Origin of the sequence: Massilia oculi (assembly GCF_003143515.1) — a bacterium.
Classification (GTDB): domain Bacteria; phylum Pseudomonadota; class Gammaproteobacteria; order Burkholderiales; family Burkholderiaceae_D; genus Telluria; species Telluria oculi.
The window spans coordinates 5160953-5179321 of record NZ_CP029343.1 but is presented as its reverse complement, the minus strand read 5'-3'; the positions used below and the strand labels follow the sequence as shown (position 1 = coordinate 5179321).

The following is an 18369-nucleotide window of genomic DNA, read 5'->3' as shown; positions in this document are numbered from 1 at the left end:
ACAAGAAGAATGCGACACGAGCCGCACAAGACCGTTCGCACCGCCTTGCTTGACCCCCAGCCCGACGCCGCGCGCGTCCGGGCCCTGCACGAGCTGCAACTGCTCGACACCCCATCCGAAGAACGCTTCGACCGCATCACCCGTCTCGCCTGCCGCCTGCTCGGCGTGCCGATCTCGCTGGTCGCCCTGGTCGACGCAGAGCGCCAGTGGTTCAAGTCGCGGGTCGGCATCGACCTGCACGAAACGTCGCGCGCCACCTCGTTCTGCACCCACACCATCCAGCACTCCGAAGGCCTGGTGATCGAAGATGCGCGACATGACCCGCGCTTCGCCGCCAATCCCTTCGTGCTGGGCGAGCCGCGCGTGCGCTTCTATGCCGGCATCCCGCTGGCCGCGCCCGACGGCAGCCGGGTCGGCGCCCTGTGCGTGATCGACAGCCAGGTGCGCCAGTTCGACCAGGACCAGATGGCGACCCTACGCGACCTGGCGGCGATCGCCGGCGACGAGCTGCGTTCGCGGCCAGCCGGCCGTCCCGCGCCGGAAGGCTGGGAAAAGGCCCTGGTGTCCCACCTGCCGGACGGCATCCTGATGCTCGATGTGCACGGCGTGATCGTCGCCGCCAATCCGGCCGCCGAGAAGATCTTCGGCGCCAGCGGCGCCATGCTGGCCGGCCGCCCGCTGGGCGAACTGCTGGACGAAGACCTGGTCGCGCGGCGCCGCGCCGGCCTGCTGCTCGAGGGCTGCCCCTACGAGACCGGCGCGCGGCGCCTGGACGGCAGCCGCTTCCCGGTCGAGTTCTCGTACTGCCGCATGGCCTGGGCCGCGCGGCCCAAGTTCGCCGTCACCGTGCGCGACATCACCCAGCGCCGCGCCCAGGAGGAACGCGCGCGCGCCACCGACGAGCGGCGGCGCCACCACTTCGCCACCGCCACCCATGAGCTGCGTACGCCGATGTCGAGCGTGCTGGGCTTTTCCGAGCTGCTGCTCAAGCGCGACTTCGATCCTGCCACCCAGCGCGAGCTGGTCGAGATCATCCACCGCGAATCGGGGCGCCTGGTCGACCTGGTCAACCAGCTGCTCGACCTGGCGCGCATCGAGGCCGGGGGCGCGGCCGAACTCAAGCTCGCCGCGGTCGCCCTGCCCCCGCTGGTGGAACAGACCCTGGCCTGCCTGGAAGGCCTGGGGCAGTCCCACCGCGTGCGCACCGATCTCGCGCCCGACCTGCCGCCGCTGGCGGCCGACGCCCAAAAGATGCAGCAGGCGCTGACCAATATCGTCAGCAACAGCATCAAGTATTCGGCCCCCGGCACGCCGATCACGGTCCAGGCGCGCCTGGAACGGCGCGACGGGCGGCTCATGGTCGCGGTCCGGGTGCGCGACCAGGGTCTGGGCATGACGCCCCAGCAGCAGGCTCAGGTGTTCGACGCCTTCTACCGCGTCGATCGCGATTCGAGCGTGTCCGGCAGCGGCCTGGGCATGACCATCCTCAAGGAAATCGTCGACCTGCACGGCGGCCAGATCACGCTCGAATCGCAGCTGGGCGTGGGTACGGAAGTCACACTGTACCTGCCGCCCGCGTTCACCGACGAAGGCGCGGGATAAGCCTTCCGGGGGCCGGTGTACCGCCCGCGCCACACCGGTATTGCGTTCCAATCATTTGCTCAGTGGTAATTTGATCTCCCTGTGGTTTGCCCTTGACAGGCAAATGCGAAACAGTAAAATCAGTAAATATGAAAACCGTCGATCAGCAAGTCACCGAGGAACGCACATTCGACCGCGCCGCCTTTTGCACGACGAGGCAGGCCGCCGACCGGATCGGCGTATCGCACCGTACGGTGCAGATGTGGGTCGAGAACGGCACGCTGCAGGCCTGGAAGACGGCGGGCGGCCATCGCCGCATCGCCGTCGAGTCGGTCGAGCGCCTGCTGTCAGAACGCCGCGCCGCACTGGCCGGCGTACCCCGTCCGATCGCCGCGGCGCGCCCGATCGCGCCAGCCCCCTGCACACGCAGCGTCCTGATCGTCGACGACGACGCCATCCTGCTGCGCCTGTACGAGCTGGAGATCTCGACCTGGGGCCTGGACCTCGCGGTGCGCAAGGCCAGCAACGGCATCGAGGCGCTGATCCGGATCGGCGAGGCGCGGCCCGACATCCTGGTGAGCGACCTGCACATGCCCGGCCTGGACGGCTTCGGCATGATCCGCACCCTGCGCAGCAATCCTGCCACCGCCAGCCTGCCGCTGGTAGTCGTCAGCGGCATGGACAAACCGATGGTGCTGGCCATGGGCCTGCCCGAGGACGTACCCTACCTCACCAAGCCGGCCCCGCTCGCGGCCCTGCGCGCGGCCGTCACCGCGCGGCTGCCGGCGACAGGCTGAGCAGGGCCAGGACAGCCAACTCGCGCCAACGCACGCCAATGAACATGAACGAGACACTCCCTGATTCCGCCCCGCTGCCCGCCGACGAGGCGCGCCGCATGCAGGTCCTGATCGACCTCGACCTGCTGGATTCGCCGCCCGACGAGCGCTTCGACCGCATCACGCGCCTGGCCGCGCGCCTGTTCGGCGTGCCGACCGCGCTGGTCAGCCTGATCGACGCCGACCGCCAGTGGTTCAAGTCGCGGGTCGGCATGGCGCTGACGGAAACGCCGCGCCCGTCCTCGTTCTGCGCCCACGCGATCCTGCAGGACGACGTGATGGTGGTGCGCGACGCCTGCGAGGACGCCCGTTTCGCGAACAATCCGCTGGTCCTGGGCGATGCCGGGGTCCGCTTCTACGCCGGCTCGCCGATCGAGATCGGCGACGGCGCGCGCGTCGGCACCCTGTGCATCATCGACCGCGTGCCGCGCGAGTTCGGCCCCGATGAACGCACGATGCTGCGCGACCTGGCCGGCATCGTCGCGGGCGAAGTCGCCGCCCTCGAACTGCAGGCCATGGCCGAGCGCGAGCGGCGCAGTGCCCAGACCATGCGCGCCCTGCTCGAGCACCTGCCGGACGGCGTGCTGCTGTTCGACGCGGCCGGCACGATCCAGTCCTGCAACCCGGCCGCCGAGCGCATGTTCGGCGCCCCCTGCCAGGTGCTGGCCGGACAGCCGTCGGGCGCCCTGATCGGCATCCAGCCGAAGGCGGTGGCGCGCCACGAGGGCACGGGCCGGCGCATGGACGGCAGCACCTTCGCGGCCGAAGTCTCGATCGCCGAGATGCGGCTCGACGGCCAGGCCTACCTGGTGGCCACGGTGCGCGACGTGGCCTGGCACCGCGCCGAGCAGGAACGGGTACGCGCCGCCAACCGGCGCCGCCACGATTACTTCCGCACTGCCAGCCACGAGCTGCGCACGCCGATGGCCAGCATCCTCGGCTTTTCCGAACTGCTGCTCAAGCGCGACTTCGACGCCGCCACCGGGCGCGAGCTGATCGACATCATCCACCGCCAGGCCACCCGCATGGTCGGCCTGGTGAACCAGATGCTCGACCTTGCGCGCATCGATTCGGGCGGTTCGGACCAGATGCACCCGGCGCCGCTCGATCTCGCCCAGGTAATGGAGAAGGTGAAAGCCGGGATCGAGGACCCGGCGCAGTCGGCCCGCATCGTGCTGCGCCCGGCCCCGGCCCTGCCACAGGTCCAGGCCGACCCGCAGCGCGTGCAGCAGGCGCTGGCCAATATCGTGGCCAACGCCCTGGCCTATTCGGCGCCGGACAGCCAGGTCGAGATCGGCATCGCGGATGCGGCGCGCAACGACCGCCCGGGCGTTGCCGTGACCGTCAGCGACCGTGGCGTCGGCATGACGCCAGAGCAGCGCACCCAGGTGTACGAGGCCTTCTGGCGCGCCGGCGCCCTGCCCGACGTGCCGGGCAATGGCCTGGGCATGACCATCGTGCGCGAGATCGTGGCCGTCCACTGCGGCCAGGTGGAGATCGCCTCGAATCCGGGAGACGGCACCCAGGTGACCTTCTGGCTGCCGCGCGACGGCGTGCCCGCCGACCCGGAGGCCTCTTGACGACCCGCAGCATCCTCGTCGTCGACGACCAGCCCGACCTGCGCCTCCTGATCCGCCTGACCCTGCGCGCGCTGGGCGAGGTGACGCAGGCCTCCAGCGCCGAGGCCGCGCTGGCGCGGCTGGCCGAAGCGGTGCCCGACCTCCTGATCCTGGACGTCTGGCTGGGCGAAGGCATCAGCGGCCTGGAACTGTGCCGCAAGCTGAAGGGGCTGCCTGCGACTGCCCGCATGAAGATCATGCTGCTGTCGGCCTGCGGCCAGCAGAGCGACGTCGCGGCCGGGCTGGCCGCGGGGGCCGATCATTACATGGTCAAGCCCTTCAGTCCCGAGGCGCTGGTGGAGGCGGCGGCGGGCTTGCTCGACGGGTGAGCGGCGAGCTGGCGTAAGATCGCGTCTCCACCTCACTTTCGAAAGACGTCCATGGGCACACAGGGCAACCACCACCAGATCGACAACATCGAATTCGCCGTCGCCGACATCGCGCGCAGCAAGGCGTTCTATGGCCAGGTGTTCGGCTGGACCTTCACCGACTATGGTCCCGGCTATACCGAATTTCGCGATGGCCGCCTGGCGGGCGGCTTCACGACCGACGGACCGGTGCGCGCAGGCGGGCCGCTGGTGATCCTGTATTCGAACGAGCTCGAAGCAACCCTGCGCCGGGTCGTCGACGCCGGCGCCCTCATCAGCAAGGAAACTTTCTCCTTCCCCGGCGGGCGGCGCTTCCATTTCATCGACCCCGACGGCTACGAGCTTGCCGTGTGGACGGCCGACCAGGAAGCCGCCTGACAGTCAGGCTGAAACGCTCAGGCGGCTAACGCGCGCTGCGATGCCGCCGTCAGCGGCAGCTCGACGTGGAAGCAGGCGCCGCCGCCCTCGCGGTCCTCGAACCACAGATCCCCGCCATGCTCGACCATGATCTGGCGGCTGATCGCCAGCCCCAGTCCGGAGCTGGTCTTGCGGTCCGCGCCGGCATCCGCCTGGGAGAAGCGCTGGAAGATGCGCGCGCGGAACGCGGGCGGGATGCCCGGCCCGCGGTCGGCCACGGTGACGCGCAGGCCGCGGCTGCTGCGCGCCAGCATCACCTCGACCGCGCCCTGCGGCGGCGAATACTTGAGCGCATTCGACAGCAGGTTCATCAGGACCTGGGTGATGCGGTCGCGGTCGACCTCGGCCGCCAACCGTTCCAGGCCCGCTTCGCAGGCGCTGCGCAGCGCGACCTGGGCATCCTGGGCCTGGACCCGCATCGCGCCCAGCGCGTCCTCGATGATCGGCATCAGGGGCTGCGGCCTGGGATGGCCCGACAGGCGCCCCGATTCGATCTTTTCCACGTCCAGCATATCGCTCACCAGCCGCACCAGGCGCTCGCAGTGGCGGTGCGCGATCTCGACCAGTTCCTCGACCTCGCCGTCGATCGGCCCGGCCGCGCCGCTCTTCAACAGCGACAGCGAGGCGCGCATCGAGGTCAGCGGCGTGCGCAGCTCGTGCGACACGGTGGCCACCAGCTCGTTCTTCATCTGCTCGACGCGCTTCCTGAGCGAGATATCGTGCAGGAAGATGCTGAAGAAGCTGCGCTCGCCGATGCCGGCGATGCCGGCCGTCATCTCGATCGCGAATTCCTCGCCCTGGCGCGTGCGCACGATGCGCTCGACGCGCCGGTTCAGGGCGCTGGTATGGCCGGTGGTGCGGAACTCGACGATGGCGCGCCGCAGCGAGTCATGGTAGCGCTGCGGCAGCACCAGCTCGGCCAGCGGACGTCCGATCGCCTCGTGGCGACGCCAGCCGAACATGCGCTCGGCCTGGGTGTTCCAGTCGGTGACGATGCCGTCCAGGTCCATGCCGATGAAGGCGTCGTGGGCGGTTTCGATGATGGTGTTGATGTGCTGCGCGTTCTGCTGGACGATGGCCAGCGCGCTCGCCAGTTCCTGGGTGCGGTCGGTCACCCGCTGTTCCAGCGTGCGGTTGAGCTCTTCCAGCTCGCGGCCGCGCCGCACCAGGTCGGCCAGCAGCGTGTTCAGGGCGCTGGCCAGGCTGCGCACCTCGTCGTAGGAATGCGCGTCCGGCACCAGCGGCGCGGCGCCGCCGCGGCGGATGCGGTCGGCGTAGGCCTGCAGGTTCTTGATCGGATGGGTGATCCAGTTCGCCACCAGGGCGCCGGCGATCGAGAACAGCACCGCCAAGCCCACGCCGGTCCACAGCGCATACCGGCCGAGCCGGTGCACCGGCGCATGGGCATTGTCCGACTCCTGGCGCAGCAGCACGGTCCAGCCCAGGCCGGGATAGTCGGCATAGCCGCCGGTCTGGCTGTAGCCGACCAGGTATTCCTTGCCGTCGGTCCAGCGCTCCAGCACGTAGCCGATGCCGCGCTCGCCCCGCGCGCGGCGCAGGCTGGCTGTATCGATCGTTGTGCCCTGCAGGCCGGGCGGTCCGAGCAGGACCAGGCCCTTGGTGTCGACGATCAGGGCATCCACCTGGCGACCCTGCTGGATCGGCTCGATCACCGAGCGCTCGACGTCGTGCGCCCACTGCCACGACAGGTGGGCGCCCAGCACCGCGCGCGTCTGGCCATCGGGGGCCTCGACCGGGAACGCGACGTCGACGAAGCGCTGCGGCTCGCCGTTTACCGAAGGCAGTAGCTTGGCCAGCAGCAGCGCCTCGTGCACGTCGCCGATGTGGATGCCGGCCAGGGCGTTCGTGAACCACGGCCGGGCCGCGACGTTGGCGCCTTCCAGCAGGCCGCGCGCCGCCACCTCGACCTCGCCGTCCAGGTTCGCGATGCCCATCCAGCTGTAGTAGCCATAGCTGCGATGGGCGTCGTCGAGCAGGCGGCGCTGCGATTCCAGCGTCGCCTGCGGCCCCAGGTCGGCGATGCGGCGCGCCAGCAGGCTCACTTCACGGTAGCGTTCGTACATGCCGCGGTCGAGCTTGTCCGCGGCCTGCCGGGCCAGCTCGCCCAGGCCGAAGCCAATGCTTTCGCGCACGTGGTCACGCGCCTGGTTCTGGACCAGGGCGACCAGGATGATGGTGAGGACGCCGCACAGGACGGAAGTGGCAAGCGCCATGTAGCCGGCGAGTCCGCGGGGCACCAGGACACGGGGCAGGTTCCGGACAGTTGGCAATGGCATCTATGCGAATTTGTAGGGAATGTGTAACCAGGCGATTTTACGTGAATAGTTGCCCTGCGAGAACTCCAGCGGCGCCTGTTCAATATCGACCGTGGCCCCTTCGCCACAGTAAGAAACGGGTTAATGAAAGGGTCAATGAAACGGGTCAATATCACGCCGTTTATGCAAAAAAGATTAATGTTTCCAGAAGACTCTGGTTTATACTGCAAGCCCCTATTCGTCGCTATCCATCCGCGACCGTTTTTCACTTCTCGCCCAGGCTGATCCGGACCGTGCGCCGCCCCTTGTCACTGCTGCTGATGCTGTTCCTGCTGCTGACCCAGCAGGCCACGCTGTCGCATGCGGTCAGCCACCTGGCGCCGGCGGCGATCGCCGCCGCGGCGCAGGAAGCGACGGGCGACAGCACCGAATTCGCGGCCCACGATTGCGACCTGTGCGTCGCCGCGGCCCAGTTCGCGGCTGCCCTGCCCACCTGTTCCATCCCGCCACCGCCGTCCGTGGCGGCCGGCAACGTCCACCACACCTTCCTGGCGCGCGGCTTCGAGGCCGCTCCCGCGCTGGCGTTCCGCTCGCGCGCGCCTCCGTTCGCCTGATCCGTCGCTGCACCTGAAGTCCGCCTGGCGCCGCTGCATGCGCCCGCGCGTCCTCACATCCCGGTCCGGTCGGTTGCCGGCGCTTTTGCGCAGGACGCCGCCGTGACCCTGAACCGGATCGGCGCCACGCCATGACCATCGCTCTCCATCCGCACGCCGGTACCGGCCGTGCGGGCCCGCGCCCGGCCTTGCCGCGCGCCTGAATTCGCAACGCCGTTGCATCAACCAGCGGCGTTGCCGCGTCCCGCTCAACGCGGGACGAGGCCGCCGCACGCCTCGAGGAAAGTACAATGAAGAACCCTTCCGATACCGCATGCCGCCCTGGGCCGCGCCGCAAGCTCATGGGCCTGTGCCTTGGCGCCGCGCTCGCCGCCCACGCAGTCGCCCAGGACATGCCGCAGGTCGTCGTCAACGCCAGCCTGGAAGAACCGTATGCGCCATCGCACGCCACGGTCGGCGGCAAGACGCCGCAGCGCCTGATCGACATCCCGCAATCGGCCACCGTGTTCAGCGCCGAACGGATCCGCGACCAGAACCTGTTCACCCTGGGCGACCTGATGCAGCAGGCGCCGGGGGTGAGCGTGATGCCCTTCGACGGCGCCAATCCCGACTTCCGCGCGCGTGGCCATGCGATGGAGCTGAGCTATGACGGCATCCCCGCCAGCCAGGCCGGCAGCGGCCAGCAGGAATTCGAGCTGGCGGTCTACGAGCGGGTCGAGGTGCTGCGCGGCCCATCGGGCGTGACCGCCGGCGCCGGCCAGCCGGGCGGCGTGATCAACTTCGTGCGCAAGCGCGGCAGCCGCGAGCCGCTGTTCTCGGGCGCCGTCAGCCTCGGCTCCCACGACAACCGCCGGGTCGAGATCGACGCCGGCGGGCCGCTCGACGCCGCCGGCACGCTGCGCGCCCGCGCAGTGGGCGCCTTCCAGGACCGCGACTACTTCCACGACGTCACCCACGACCGCAAATGGCTGGGCTACCTGGCGCTGGATGCCGACCTGGCGCGCGGCACCACCCTGGGGATCGCGTTCACGCGCCAGGTCGACGATCTCGACTCGACCACCATGGGCTTGCCGGCCTGGAGCGACGGCGCCTTCATCGACGCGCCGCGCGAGACCCACGTCTATCCATCCTGGAACCGCATGTCGTGGGCCACCAGCCAGGCTGAACTCGACCTGGCCCACAAGCTCGGCGCCGGCTGGGAAGTGCGCGCCCGCCTGGTACGCCGCAGCGTCGACAAGTTCTACAAGGACGGCTACCCGAGCACGGGCGTGAACCGCGCGACGGGCACCGCCACCTATGCGCGCCGCATGGCCGGGATGGATTTCGAACGCGAGGCGGCCGACCTGTTCGCCAGCGGCCCGTTCTCGCTGTTCGGCCGCCGCCATGGCCTGGCGGTGGGCTACAACTTCGACCGGCGCGAGTCCGACAACCTGGCGGTCACCCATGCGGCGGTACCGAACGTCGACATCTTCGATCCCGACAGCGTGCCCGAGCCGACCGGCAGCTTCACCCGCGGCAGCGCCAACCGCGTGACCCAGAGCGGCGCCTATGCCCAGGCCCGCCTGTCGCTGGCCGACCCGTTCACGCTGGCGCTGGGCGCGCGCAGCTCCAACTACCGCAACGAGAACCGCAATATCGCGCCGTCACCGGAGACCGACTTCGTCGCCACCACCCGCGAACGCGGCGAAGTCACGCCGTCGGCCGCCCTGCTGTGGCATATCGCGCCGGACGTCAATGCCTACGTCTCCTACGCCGACATCTTCTTCCCGCAGTCGCAGATGGACGCCCAGCGCCGCACGCTCGAGCCGCGCGTGGGCAGCCAGGTGGAACTGGGCGCCAAGGGTGTGTTCCTGGACGGCCGCCTGAACGCTTCGGCCGCCGTGTTCAATGCGCGCGACCGCAACCGCGCGCTGGCCACCGACGTCATCGACGTCTACGTCCCCGCCGGCGAGGTCAAGGTGCGCGGCGTCGAGTTCGACATCGGCGGCCGGCCGCTTCCCGAGCTCAACCTGACGGCCGGCTACACCTTCCTGCGTACCGAATACGGCGCCCATCCGACCCTGGAAGGCGCCGAATGGTCGACCTTCGAACCCAAGCACAGCCTGAAGCTGTACGCGCGCTGGCAGCCGGCCTGGATGCGCGGCCTGTTCGGCGGCGGCGGCGTGACCGCCAGCAGCGCGCTGCTGGGCGCCGGCGTCCCCGGCCCGCGCGAACAGGGCGGCTACGCGGTCGCCAATGCGCAGCTGGGCTATGCGCTGGACCGCCGCCTGGCCGTTACGCTCGCCGTCAGCAACGTGTTCGACCGCACCTACTGGGCGCGCGTGGGCGGCTTGAACACCTATAACATCTACGGCGACCCGCGCAGCGTGCTGCTGAGCGTGCGCGGGAGCTACTGATGAACGCCGGTATGTCACCCCTGCCGCTGATCGCGCGCCAGCAGTGGAGGTCGCTGGCGCGCGAGCGCCGCCTGCGCCTGCTCGGCCTGCTGGTGCTGGCCCTGAGCGCGCTCGCCCTGTTCGATGCGGCGCTGGACACCCGGCGCCTGGAAGCCGCACGCATCCACGACACCGTGGCCGAGGAAGCGGTATGGGAGGCCCAGGGCGAGGCCAATCCGCATGGCGCGGCCCACTTCGGGCGCTACGTCTACAAGCCGGCGGCGCCGCTGGCGGTGCTCGACCCGGGCCTGACCGATCACGTCGGGTCGAGCGTCAAGCTCGAAGGCCACGTGCAGAATGCCAGCCGCTTCAGGACCACGGACGGCGGCGCCGCGCTGGGCCGTTTCGGCGGCTTCAGTCCGGCCTTCGCGCTGCAGGTGCTGGTGCCGCTGACAATCGTGTTCGCCGCCTTCGGCGTCTTTTCCGGCGAGCGTGCGCGCCAGCTGGCCTTGCAGGAAATCGGCGCCGGCGCCACGCCCTGGCAGCTGGTGCTGGGCCGCTTCGGCGCGTACGCCGCGGCCCTGATGCTACTGCTGGCGCTGGTCGGCGTGCTGGCGGCGCTGGCCACGGTCCCGGCCTGGAGCGCCGCCCACTTCGCGGCCCTCGGCCTGATGCTGGCCGCCCATGGCCTGTACTGGCTGGCCGTGCTCGGCGTCACGCTGGCCATCTCGGCATGGAGCGCGAGCAGCCGCGGCGCGCTGTCCGGCGCCCTGGCATTCTGGATCGTGGCCGTGGTGCTGGCGCCGATGCTGGCGCCCATGCTGGCCGAGGCGCGCCATCCGACCCCGAGCGCCGAAGCCTTCGAGGCCGCCGTGACCGAAGAAGTGATGAAGGGGCCGGACGGCCACAGCCCGCGCGACGTGCGCTTCGCCGAATTCGAAAAGGCGACGCTCGCCCGCTACCGCGTCAAGCACATCGATGAGCTGCCCATCAACTACGCCGGCCTGCTGTTCGAGCATGGCGAGAAGGCGACCGCCGACATCTACAACCGCCACGTCGACCGGCTGTACGACGGTTACGCGGCCCAGGCGCGCTTCGCGCTGGCCGGCAGCACCTTGTCGCCGCTGCTGGCCCTGCGCCCGCTATCGTCCAGCCTGGCGCGCACCGACATGGCGGCCCACCGCCACTTCCTGGCCCAGGCCGAGGCCTATCGCTACCAGACGGTGCAGGCGCTCAACCGCGACATCAAGCTCAACCGCAAGCCGGGCATGCGCGAGTACGCGACCGACGTGGCGGCGATCACGCGCGGCATCGCGTTCTCGCCGCAGCCGCTGGCCCTGGGGGAGCTGCTGCCGCGCACGGTCCTGCCGTTCGCCGCGCTGGCGGGCTGGGTGGCGGGCGCGCTGCTGCTGATGCGCCTTGCCGCGCGCCGGCTGGAGGGCGCGGCATGAATGCGACCTCCACCATCATCCGCATGGAAGCACGGCGCCTGCTGCGCGGGCGCTGGCTGCTGCCGCTGTGGCTCCTGTTCGGCGTGCTGTGCGCCTGGGCGGCCTGGAACGGCGCGGCCTGGGTCGAGGGACGCCAGGCCACGCTCGCGCTCATCCTCGAGGACGAACGTACGACGCATGCCATGCGCCGCACCCAGCTCGCCGAGCAGGTCACGCCGGACAACCAGTCGCGCTTCGGCGGCGCGCTGTACGCCACCGCGATGTCGCTGCGCGCCACCCTGCCGCCGGGCGAGCTGGCGCTGCTGACGGTCGGCCAGGCCGAAGGCTATCCGATGGCGGCGACGGTCTTCCCCTTGGTCGCCAGCAATACGATCTTCGACCGCCACACGGCCGGCATGGAAAACCCGGCCGTGCTGGCCGCCGGCCGCTTCGACCTGGCCTTCGTGATCGTCTGGCTGCTGCCCCTCATGGTGCTGGCCGGGAGCTTCGACCTGTTCGCGGCCGAGCGCGAGCGCGGCATGGCGCCGTGGCTGCTGTCGCAGCCGATCGCGCCGGCGCGCCTGCTGGCGGGGAAGGCGGCGGCGCGCGCGCTGCTGCTGGCGCTGCCGCTGGCGGGGATCGTGGCGGCGGCCCTGGCCTTCGCGAGCGAGGCCGGGCCGGCGGCGCTGCTCCAGGCCGGCGGCCTGGCGCTGCTGTACGCGCTGTTCTGGCTCGTGCTTGCCTTGCTCGTCAACCTGGTCGCGCGCAACGCCGCCCAGGCGGCGCTGGGCTGCCTCGCCGCCTGGCTGGGTCTGGTCGTGCTGCTGCCCGCACTGGCGCTGGGCGTGGCCGACCTGGCCGCGCCGCCGGTCAACCAGGCCGAGCGCACGAACGCGCTGCGCGCCGTGGCGATGCAGGCGCGCGCGGAACTGCGCAGCGCGATCGTGCCCGAGCGCGTACCCGCGCCCAACATCCCCGACGGCCTGCGCCGCCGCGCACTCGAGGTCGAGCGCGGCGAGCGGCTGATCCAGGAGGCGTTGCAGCCCTACCGCGCGCAGCAGGCACGGCGCCTGGCCTGGCTCGATGGACTGCGCCTGGTGTCGCCCGCGATCGCGCTGCAGGATGCGCTGGAGCGGCTGGCCGGGAGCGACGCAGGCCGTGCGCTGCGCTTCCAGGACCAGGCCCACGGCTTCCTGCTCGAGGTGCGCCAGCTCGTGCAGCGCCACCTGGAGCAGGACCGCCTGCTCACCGTCGCCGACTACGACCGCGGCCTGCCGCGCTTCATGCTGCGCGAGGCGCCGCCCGCTGAACGCCTGGGCGCCCTGCTGTTCGACGCCGCCGTCATCGTCATCGGCATGGCCGCCCTGCTGCTCGCGGCCGCCCGCCGGCTGCGCCGCCACGCCACTTTCACCGAATGAGGTCCACCATGCTGCACGCACAAGCGCTGTCCAAATCCTTCGGGGCTCAACGCGCCCTCGACAATCTCGACCTGCGCATCGCGCCGGGCGAGATCTTCTGCATGCTCGGCGCCAACGGCGCCGGCAAGACCACCACCATCAAGCTGCTGCTGGGCTTTCTGGCGCCGACCTCGGGCCGGGCCCTGGTCGACGGCATCGACGTCCAGCTGGACCCGCTGGCCGCGCGCCGGCGGCTGCTCTACCTGCCGGAGCAGGTGGCGCTGTACGAAGAGCTGAGCGGCCTGGAAAACCTGGATTACTTCGCCGGCCTGGCCGGCGTGCCCGACCGCAGCCCGGCGCGCCTGCGCGGCTGGCTCGAGCAGGCCGGCGTACCCGCCGCCGCAGTCGAGCGCCGCGCCGCCGGCTATTCGAAAGGCATGCGCCAGAAGGTCGCGATCGCGCTGGCCATTGCGCGCCAGGCGCGCGGCCTGCTGCTGGACGAGCCGACGTCCGGCCTCGACCCGCAGGCCAGCGCCGAATTCCACCGCCTGCTGCTGCGCCAGCGCGACGCCGGCGCGTCGGTGCTGATGGCCACCCACGACCTGTTCCGCGCGCGCGAGGTCGCGACCACGATCGGCCTGATGCGCGACGGCCGCCTGCTGCGCACGCTGCGCGCGAACGAGGTCTCGGCGCTGGAACTCGAGCAGATCTATCTGGAAGAAATGGCGCTCGCCTCGGCGCCGCCTACCGTTTGACATCAATTTGAAAGGATGACCATGAAATGCCTTCCCCTCCTTGGCGCCTGCCTTGCACTCGCGCCTGCCCTGCCGCTGGCCGCCGAGCGCGATCCGATGCCGGACGCGGAACCCGACAGCACCGTCGTCGTCACCGCCCGCCGCGACGACGCCGCGCCACTGACCGTGACGCCCGTGCAGACACTGTCGGGCCAGGAACTCGTCCACCGCCGCATGGGCACCCTGGGCGAGACGCTGGCCGGCCTGCCCGGCGTCCACCTCGACAATTTCGGCGCCGGCGCCGCCCGGCCGGTGATCCGCGGCCAGACCCTGCCGCGCATCGAGGTGCTGAGCGACGGCGCCAACCTGTTCGACGTGTCGTCGATCTCCCCCGACCACGGCATCGCCACCGATCCACTGCTGCTCGACGCCATCGAGGTCCAGCGTGGGCCGGCGGCCGTGCGCTACGGCGGCAACGCGACCGGCGGCGCCATCAACCTGATCGACAGCAAGGTGCCCAAGCTGGTCCCCGAGGGCGGCGTCAGCGGCGCCACCGAGGTGCGCTACGGTACGGGCGACAATGAAAAGACCGTGGTTGGCCGCGTCACCGCCGGCAGCGGCAACTTCGCCGTGCATGCCGAGGGCGCCAGGCGCAAGGCCGGGGAATATGACGTGCCCTCCGCCTTTGGTGCGGACAAGCTGCATGACTCCTTCGCCGACAGCGAAAGCTACAGCGTGGGCGGTTCGTGGATCACGAAGAAGGGCTATATCGGCGCGGCCTATACGCGCGTGCGCAACGAATATGGCCTGCCCGGACACAGCCATGCGAATGGCGTGTGCCACCTGCACGGCTATGTCGATCCGCAGCGGGTCGACCTGCATTGCGCGGGGCATGGCAGTTACCAGAATCCGCTGGACAATCCCGACTCGGACACGGCCTGGATCGACCTGCGCAGCGATCGCGTGGACGTGCGGGCGGACTACGCCGATCCCCTGCCCGGTTTTTCCAGCCTCAGGTTCCGCGCCTCCCATACCGACTACCAGCACGACGAGATCGATGGCCCCATCCTGTATAGCCGCTATACCAACAAGGTCAGGGATGGCCGCCTCGAGCTCAGCCACGAGCCACTGTTCGGATGGTCCGGCACGGTGGGCATGCAATACACGGACGGCACGTTTGGCGGCCTGAATCTCATCGACCTGCACGTTCCATCGACCAATTTCTACGGGTTCGACGGGCATACGCGCTACGTGACCGAGAACACCGGCCTGTTCCTCAGCGAACGGCGCGCGTTCGGCGCCGTCGACGTCGAGGTCGCCGTGCGCAAGGATTGGCGGTCGGTCGGCGTGCCGATTCCGGGGCGGTTCTTCATCAGGGTGCCGGACGAATATATCCCCTCCTACGAGCAGATGTACGGTGCGAACTGGCGCCAGGAGCTCGAAGCGGACATGCGCGAGGGCCACGTCAGCAGGAACCCCGACCGCAAGCATCGTCCGCTCTCCGCTTCGGTCGGCGCGACCTGGGATCTTGGCGGCGGCTACGCGGCCGCCCTGTCGCTGGCCCGCACCGAACGGGCGCCGACCGTGCGCGAGTTGTTCGCCTTCGGCAACAATCTCGCCACCAACAGCTACGAACTGGGTTTGCTGGCCGATTGGGAATTCATCGATCCGATCCTCGGGGAGGCCGGCATTTTCCGTGGCGACGTCCTGGAACAATCGGATGCGTTGAACCTGACCTTCCGTCAAGCCGGAGGACCGCTCGAGTTCGAAGTCGGCCTGTTCCACCAGGAGGTCGACGACTATGTGTACGCCCACGCGCTGGAAACCGAAACCCGCAACGGCGTCGCCCACCATTTCCTTGTCTATACGGCTGGCAAGGCGCGTTTTTCCGGCATCGACGGCCAGGCGAGCTACCGTCTGACGCCCGCCTCCCGCGTCACCGTCTTCGGCGACTACGTGCATGCCGAGCTTGGCGACGCGAAAGGCTATCTGCCGCGCATCCCGCCGGCCAGGCTGGGCGCGCGCTACCACGGCGACTGGGGACCGCTGACCGCGGGGTTCGAAGTCTATCGCCAGTTCACCCAGGACCGGCTGGCGCCGCTGGAGACGCGCACCGATGGCTACAATATGCTCAACGCGACCCTGGCTTACCGTTTCCCCCACGGCGCCGGGCGCTGGACCGAGCTCTACCTCAGCGGCACCAACCTGACGGACGAGCTGGCATATAGCCACGCCTCCTTCGTCAAGGCCCAGTCGCCACTGCGCGGACGCAATATCGTGTTTGGACTGCGCAATCAGTTCTGATCCTTGATGCGGTCGGCAACGCCTTCCTGCCGATCCGGAACAATCGACGAAGCCCGGCATCTGATCCATGCCGGGCCACCGCCCACCACGTCGAAAGGAAACACGATGGCCTATTTCACCACCCGCGATGGCGTCGACATCTATTACAAGGACTGGGGCCGCGGACGGCCGGTCGTGTTCTGCCACGGCTGGCCGCTGGGCGCCGACAGCTGGGAGTCGCAGATGCTGCACCTGTCGCACAACGGTTTCCGCACGGTCGCGCACGACCGGCGCGGGCACATGCGCTCGAGCCAGCCCTGGGACGGCAACGATATGGACCATTACGCCGACGACCTGGCCCAGCTGCTCGAACTGCTCGACCTCGACGATGTCTGCCTGGTCGGATTCTCGACCGGCGGCGGTGAAGTCGCGCGCTACGTCGGCCGCCACGGCACCGGCCGCATCGCCCGGCTGGCCCTGATCGGTGCGGTGCCGCCGCTGATGGTGCAGCGGCCCGACAACCCCGACGGCGTGCCGCGCGAAGTGTTCGACGGCATCCGCGCGGGGCAGCTCGAGAACCGGGCACAGCTTTACCTGGACATCCCCTCCGGCCCCTTCTACGGCTATAACCGGCCGGGCGCCACGCCATCGCCGGGGCTGATCCAGTCGTGGTTCCTGCAGGGAATGTTAGGTGGACACAAGAACACCTACGACGCGATCGCTGCGTTTTCCGAGACCGATTTCCGCGATGACCTCAAGAAGTTCGACAAGCCCACCCTGATCATCCACGGCGACGACGACCAGGTGGTGCCGATCGACGTCGGCGGCCGGGCCTCGGCGCGCCTGGTGCCGCACGCGACCTTCATTGCCTACGCCGGGGCGCCGCATGGCTTGACGGACACGCACAAGGATCGGCTCAACGCCGACCTGCTGGCCTTCGCGCGCGGCGAAACCGTCGGACACTAGGCGCGCATGCTCCCCCCACTCCAGGCCGCGAAGGCGGGATACTCCCCCTCCTGCCTGCGGCGGATGTGCAGGGCGCGTTGCAGGTCATGCGGTCACTGGCTATCGCTCATCCGTTATCGGCGCGCCAAGAACATCTATCGCTCATCCATGGTCATTCTGGCGTATGCGAGGGAACATTAACAAAAATTAATAATTCGCACACCCCCTCTTAAGCCTGCGCCGGGCATGATCGAAGGTTGGGACAATAACGCTCTCAACCTTGCAATCCGGATTTAATCACATGCCCTCGACCACTTCCTTGCGCCGGCGCCAGCCGGCCCTCGGCGCCGCCGTGCTGGCGGCGCTGCTGCTGTCCGCCTGCGCCAAAGACCCGAAACCCGTCGCGCCCACCGTTCCGGAGGTGGCCGTGTTGACGATGAACACGTCCGATGTGGCGCTGAACATCGCCCTGCCGGGTCGCACCACGCCCTTCCTGCTGGCCGAGGTCCGGGCCCGGGTCGACGGCATCGTGCAGGCGCGCCGGTTCAAGGAAGGGGCCGACGTGAAGGCGGGCGATCCGCTGTACCTGATCGATCCGGCGCCCTACCGCGCCGCGCTGGCCAGCGCCGAGGCCGAGCTGCAGCGGGCCCGGGCCACCCTGGCCAGCAACGCCTCCCAGCTCAAGCGCAACCAGGTGCTGGTCAAGGAAAACGCGGTCAGCAAGCAGGAATTCGAAAACGCCGAAGCGGCCCAGCTGGAAGCCGCCGCCGACGTCGCCGCCGCCAGGGCCGCCGTCGAAACCGCGCGCATCAACCTTGGCTACACCAGCGTCAGCGCGCCGATCACCGGCCGCAGCAGCGTGTCGGCGGTGACCCAGGGCGCTTATGTCCAGGGCGGCGCCGCGACGCTGATGACCACCATCCAGCAGATCGATCCAATGTACGTCGACCTGCAGCAGTCGAGCGTCGAGGGGCTGCAGCTGCGGCGCGAGATCGCGGCCGGCAAGGTCCGCATGGGCGGCGACGGTGCCGCCCGGGTCGTCCTGACGCTGGAAGACGGCAGTACCTATGCCCGCGAAGGCACCCTGGAGTTCAGTGGCGTGACGGTCGACCCCGCCACCGGCTCGGTGACCATGCGAGCGCGGTTCCCGAATCCCGACCACCTGCTGTTGCCCGGCATGTTCGTGCGCGCCGCCGTCAGCCAGGGCGTGCGTCAGTCGGTGATGCGCGTGCCTGCCCAGGCCGTGACGCGCAACCCGCAGGGCGCCGGCACCGTGATGCTGGTCGGCGCCGACAACAAGACCCAGCTGCGCGTGGTGCGCACCGGGCCGCTGGTCGATGGACACTGGCTGGTCGAGGATGGCCTGAAGGAAGGCGAACGCGTCATCGTCAGCGGCACCCAGAAGCTCAAGCCGGGCATGACGGTGAGGGCACGGCCCGCCGCGCCGGCCGCGCCGACGGTCGCAGCCGCCTCCGCGACGCGAGGTTGAGCGGC

Annotated in this window: 14 protein-coding genes; 13 read left to right on the top strand and 1 reads right to left on the bottom strand. The window is 69.7% G+C overall.

Annotation, left to right across the window (positions count from 1 at the left end; genetic code table 11):
* Positions 1-9 precede the first annotated feature (9 nt).
* The 5 genes from DIR46_RS23310 to DIR46_RS23290 all read left to right on the top strand — a co-directional run bounded on the left by DIR46_RS23310 (position 10) and on the right by DIR46_RS23290 (position 4782).
* Positions 10-1602: a sensor histidine kinase gene (locus DIR46_RS23310; protein ID WP_109347357.1), complete on the top strand. Its 1593-nt coding sequence runs from the start codon at positions 10-12 to the stop codon at positions 1600-1602.
* Positions 1603-1730: 128 nt separating this feature from the next.
* Positions 1731-2378: a response regulator gene (locus DIR46_RS23305; RefSeq protein WP_109347356.1), complete on the top strand. Its 648-nt coding sequence runs from the start codon at positions 1731-1733 to the stop codon at positions 2376-2378.
* A 44-nt stretch (positions 2379-2422) separates the two neighbouring features.
* Positions 2423-3997, top strand: coding sequence for a sensor histidine kinase (locus DIR46_RS23300; protein ID WP_162819608.1), 1575 nt, complete (start codon positions 2423-2425; stop codon positions 3995-3997).
* Entirely contained in the window at positions 3994-4365 is a 372-nt protein-coding gene (locus DIR46_RS23295; RefSeq protein ID WP_109347354.1) for a response regulator transcription factor, read from the top strand. Before DIR46_RS23300 ends, DIR46_RS23295 begins: the two co-directional genes overlap by 4 nt.
* A gap of 51 nt (positions 4366-4416) precedes the next feature.
* A complete protein-coding gene (locus DIR46_RS23290; RefSeq protein ID WP_109347353.1) occupies positions 4417-4782 on the top strand; it encodes a VOC family protein in 366 nt (121 codons plus the stop codon).
* A gap of 17 nt (positions 4783-4799) precedes the next feature.
* On the opposite strand, the gene DIR46_RS23285 is transcribed toward DIR46_RS23290, so the two are convergent.
* Positions 4800-7079: a sensor histidine kinase gene (locus tag DIR46_RS23285; RefSeq protein ID WP_229446378.1), complete on the bottom strand. Its 2280-nt coding sequence runs from the start codon at positions 7077-7079 to the stop codon at positions 4800-4802.
* Positions 7080-7390: 311 nt separating this feature from the next.
* Between DIR46_RS23285 and DIR46_RS23280 the strand changes: the two genes are divergently transcribed.
* From DIR46_RS23280 to DIR46_RS23245, 8 genes are all read left to right on the top strand, one after another.
* Positions 7391-7711: a hypothetical protein gene (locus tag DIR46_RS23280; protein ID WP_162819607.1), complete on the top strand. Its 321-nt coding sequence runs from the start codon at positions 7391-7393 to the stop codon at positions 7709-7711.
* A gap of 290 nt (positions 7712-8001) precedes the next feature.
* Positions 8002-10107 (top strand): TonB-dependent siderophore receptor, encoded by a 2106-nt coding sequence (locus DIR46_RS23275; protein WP_109347351.1) that lies wholly within the window; start codon positions 8002-8004, stop codon positions 10105-10107.
* Positions 10107-11537: a DUF3526 domain-containing protein gene (locus tag DIR46_RS23270; RefSeq protein ID WP_109347350.1), complete on the top strand. Its 1431-nt coding sequence runs from the start codon at positions 10107-10109 to the stop codon at positions 11535-11537. Before DIR46_RS23275 ends, DIR46_RS23270 begins: the two co-directional genes overlap by 1 nt.
* Positions 11534-12934, top strand: a complete 1401-nt coding sequence (locus tag DIR46_RS23265; RefSeq protein ID WP_109347349.1) for an ABC transporter permease subunit — start codon at positions 11534-11536, stop codon at positions 12932-12934. Before DIR46_RS23270 ends, DIR46_RS23265 begins: the two co-directional genes overlap by 4 nt.
* 8 nt (positions 12935-12942) lie before the next feature.
* Complete coding sequence (locus DIR46_RS23260; protein ID WP_109347348.1) at positions 12943-13668, top strand: ABC transporter ATP-binding protein; 726 nt, start codon at positions 12943-12945, stop codon at positions 13666-13668.
* Positions 13669-13689: 21 nt separating this feature from the next.
* Positions 13690-15951 carry a TonB-dependent receptor domain-containing protein gene (locus tag DIR46_RS23255; protein WP_109347347.1) on the top strand — a complete coding sequence of 754 codons (2262 nt, stop codon included), beginning with the start codon at positions 13690-13692 and terminating at the stop codon, positions 15949-15951.
* Between the two features lie 105 nt (positions 15952-16056).
* Entirely contained in the window at positions 16057-16896 is an 840-nt protein-coding gene (locus DIR46_RS23250) for an alpha/beta fold hydrolase (RefSeq protein ID WP_109347346.1), read from the top strand.
* 280 nt (positions 16897-17176) lie between these two features.
* On the top strand, positions 17177-18364 hold the full coding sequence (locus tag DIR46_RS23245; protein WP_109347345.1) for an efflux RND transporter periplasmic adaptor subunit: 1188 nt from the start codon (positions 17177-17179) through the stop codon (positions 18362-18364).
* Positions 18365-18369: the final 5 nt, after the last annotated feature.

Coding starts and splice junctions, on each gene's coding strand:
- DIR46_RS23260 (WP_109347348.1), top strand. CDS start 12,943: ATGCTGCACGCACAAGCGCTGTCCAAATCCTTCGGGGCTCAACGCGCC.
- DIR46_RS23250 (WP_109347346.1), top strand. CDS start 16,057: ATGGCCTATTTCACCACCCGCGATGGCGTCGACATCTATTACAAGGAC.
- DIR46_RS23265 (WP_109347349.1), top strand. CDS start 11,534: ATGAATGCGACCTCCACCATCATCCGCATGGAAGCACGGCGCCTGCTG.
- DIR46_RS23270 (WP_109347350.1), top strand. CDS start 10,107: ATGAACGCCGGTATGTCACCCCTGCCGCTGATCGCGCGCCAGCAGTGG.
- DIR46_RS23305 (WP_109347356.1), top strand. CDS start 1,731: ATGAAAACCGTCGATCAGCAAGTCACCGAGGAACGCACATTCGACCGC.
- DIR46_RS23275 (WP_109347351.1), top strand. CDS start 8,002: ATGAAGAACCCTTCCGATACCGCATGCCGCCCTGGGCCGCGCCGCAAG.
- DIR46_RS23300 (WP_162819608.1), top strand. CDS start 2,423: ATGAACGAGACACTCCCTGATTCCGCCCCGCTGCCCGCCGACGAGGCG.
- DIR46_RS23255 (WP_109347347.1), top strand. CDS start 13,690: ATGAAATGCCTTCCCCTCCTTGGCGCCTGCCTTGCACTCGCGCCTGCC.
- DIR46_RS23245 (WP_109347345.1), top strand. CDS start 17,177: ATGCCCTCGACCACTTCCTTGCGCCGGCGCCAGCCGGCCCTCGGCGCC.
- DIR46_RS23310 (WP_109347357.1), top strand. CDS start 10: ATGCGACACGAGCCGCACAAGACCGTTCGCACCGCCTTGCTTGACCCC.
- DIR46_RS23290 (WP_109347353.1), top strand. CDS start 4,417: ATGGGCACACAGGGCAACCACCACCAGATCGACAACATCGAATTCGCC.